Below are 2,896 nucleotides of genomic sequence, written 5' to 3'. Positions count from 1 at the left end.
TCCAATAATAAATGTATGCATTTTTTTTCTTATACCCTTTAGCATAGGGTATGTTGCTTTCGAGCTGGATGTTGCTTTTGAAGCATGTGTTAAGTATCCTTCTTTCTCTATCTGAGCACATATGCTTGTGAATTTGGGTTAAGTTGGCAAATCGGGCAATTGATATTATTTATACATATTCTCAATTTACTTGGGCTATATAATGCTCTTGTTTATGTTTATATTTAATGGCAATCGATTTGTTTTTAAATAATATGAAAATTAAAATGCATAAAAATGAGATAAAAATAAAAATGAAAATGGTATTGAAAATAATAAGATTATTGGTATCATTAAATTCATTAATTAAGACAAATAAAAATTATAACCAAAATAAATTAAAGGAGGAAAAAATATTTTTAAAATTTTATAAAAATAAAACGAAAAATAAATAACANTNANNTNANTAGGTTATGCAAGAAGTCTAATAAATCACAGAAAGGAAATTATAAAAATTAACTAGTTTGTAGGGTAAAATAGGTTAATTTTTAATTTTAAAGATACTTCTGATGAATAATGCAAATAAAAAAAATCGCCCTGATAAGCGATTACTTTAATTCGTATTTAATTACTTTATTTATAATCTTTATAAAAAATAAACTTTTTTCTTACTACCTGCTTTTATTGTGTTACCAATTTTAATGTTATGTGAATATTTCTTAGCACATGGATTATCGGATGGCACAGACCAAAGTAATATTTATTATTTTATATTATTAGGGTTAAATGATTTAATTTCAGCTATCATTGTAGGTATTATTTTATATTTATTTTGATACAAACATCGTTATCATATTTTTAATGAAGTTGATGAAAAAGATCAAGAATATTTGCAAAGTAAAAAACAACAAACAAGGTATTAAACTTAAATAAAATGGTAGATAATTATATACCTTTCTAATAATTATGACAATAGTTTATTTTAATTTTACTTAAATATGTGATATAATTTATTTATAAGAAAAGTGGGCATATTGATATGGAGGGGTATAGCATGAATAATAATGATCCAAAATTTAGTGGTGGAAATGAAAATCATTTTAATTCGTTTGAAAATAACAATAGTTTTGGCAATGATAATTTATTAAACCAAAATGCACCAGTAACACCACTAACAAAACCAATTAGAGTTCCTGATAATCCAAACGATTTTAAAACAAAAACTAATCCACCTTTTAATTCTTCTTACATTTCAAAAACTTTGGGAATTAATGGAACAGAAGTTAAACCGCAACATAATAAACCAATTTATCAACCAATTATTTATCAACCATTTGTTATGTCTATTATGCCTAATCCAATGAATGTGATGGGAATGGGGGCATATAATCCGATGATGGGTTATCCGCAAATGTTCCCTTATCCAATGATGCCACAATTTCCAATGATGATGGGTTATCCGCAAATGTCACAATATCCCGAAATGTTAACTTATCCTCCAATGGCAGGACCAGAAGTAGAGCAACAATTTGCTGGTCAAGATTCTAATTTTAATAAAAGACAGTATTCGCAAGATTCGGGTCGTCATTACGCAATTATGAATCCAAATTTGATGAAACAACAACAGGGAATCAATAACGATTTTGATGATAATTTTGATGATACGTTTAATGAGGGAACTCCTTTTGGGACAAACCATGATTTTAATCAAACAAATGACTTTGGTAGTGCTAATTTTTCTGGTCAAAATGATTTTGGCCAAGGAAATTCAAATTTTGGACCAACACCAGATTTTAATGCAGCACCAAGTTTTAGTTCATCACCTGATTTTGCTCTATCAGATGGTTTTAATAATAGTAATGTTTTGGGTAAAATTGATGCAACAAAAATGCCATTTCAATATTATGAAGAAACAAGCAAGCGAAAATTACCAGTTTGAGCAATAATTTTACTTGTTGTGCTAGTACTACTTTTAGTTTTAACAGTTATAACAATTGTAATGTTGTATTTTAATATAGAAGCAGTTCATGACTTAATTAATGGTTGATTTGGCCTTTATGTACCATTTAAGCCGTGGTTTTAAAAATGTTATTAAATAACATTTTTTATTTATTTTAATGTAAATTGTAAATGCAAGTAGAAAAAAATCTTATATTTTTATATTAACATATTTTTTAATAAAATTATGTTAATTAAGAAAATAATTTTAAGATATGGTCAAGGCTCTCATTAAAAATATTTGTTATTCATTAATAAAATAATATGTCTTTATTTTTTAACTTACTTATTTATAATAATGTATAATAAAAATTAAAAAAATTATAACTAAATAATTAATATGTAGATATTCATCTGCTTCTTTACTTTGCAAATTAATTTCGTTATGTTCTAAATCATTACGAATCCTATGTAATGATTTTTCGTAAATTTTAATAAATGGAATAAGTATAAAATTATTAAATTTTTCAGAAGTTTTATTTTCAGTTTTTATTTTTTCTAATATTTTTGATAATTTTTTTAAAGATTCATTTTTAGGAGATATATTACTAAAAAAATGGGCGAGTAAAAAAGATATTATTTTTTATTTATTGTGTTATAATTTAAATGTTAATTATTAGCAAATTAATTTAACTGAAAAAAGTAAAGTAATTTACTTTTTTTATTTTGATGTAAAATATAGATAATAAAAAAGAACCAACGAGGGTTCTTTTGTTATATTTTCAGGATTTATTTATTTTTTTATTTAATCATATTGTTTAAATAATAGCAATTTTAATATGCAAAAAAGAGTAAAAAATGAAAGAATTTAATCCAAAAACAACAAGTTTGGCAACTTTTTATCGTAAAATTGATCAATTTTGAGAAAATAAATCACCCAATAAACCATATACTTTGAATGATTTAACCAATGAATTCA

2 protein-coding genes are annotated in these 2,896 nt (G+C 24.2%); both read left to right on the top strand.

The genetic code is table 4. The features are described 5' to 3' along the window. Positions 1-665: 665 nt before the first annotated feature. Complete coding sequence (locus BST80_RS04835) at positions 666-902, top strand: hypothetical protein (protein WP_415746210.1); 237 nt, start codon at positions 666-668, stop codon at positions 900-902. Positions 903-1,033: 131 nt separating this feature from the next. Then, the gene (locus BST80_RS04830) at positions 1,034-2,062 is read left to right on the top strand and encodes a hypothetical protein (RefSeq protein ID WP_415746209.1); all 1,029 of its coding nucleotides are present in this window, start codon (positions 1,034-1,036) and stop codon (positions 2,060-2,062) included. Positions 2,063-2,896: the final 834 nt, after the last annotated feature.

The sequence above is a fragment of the Spiroplasma sp. Moj genome (genome assembly GCF_016082285.1).
Lineage (GTDB): Bacteria > Bacillota_I > Bacilli_A > Mycoplasmatales > Mycoplasmataceae > Spiroplasma > Spiroplasma phoeniceum.
Note: the sequence above shows the minus strand (reverse complement) of the source record. Positions and strands in the feature narration are given on the sequence as shown.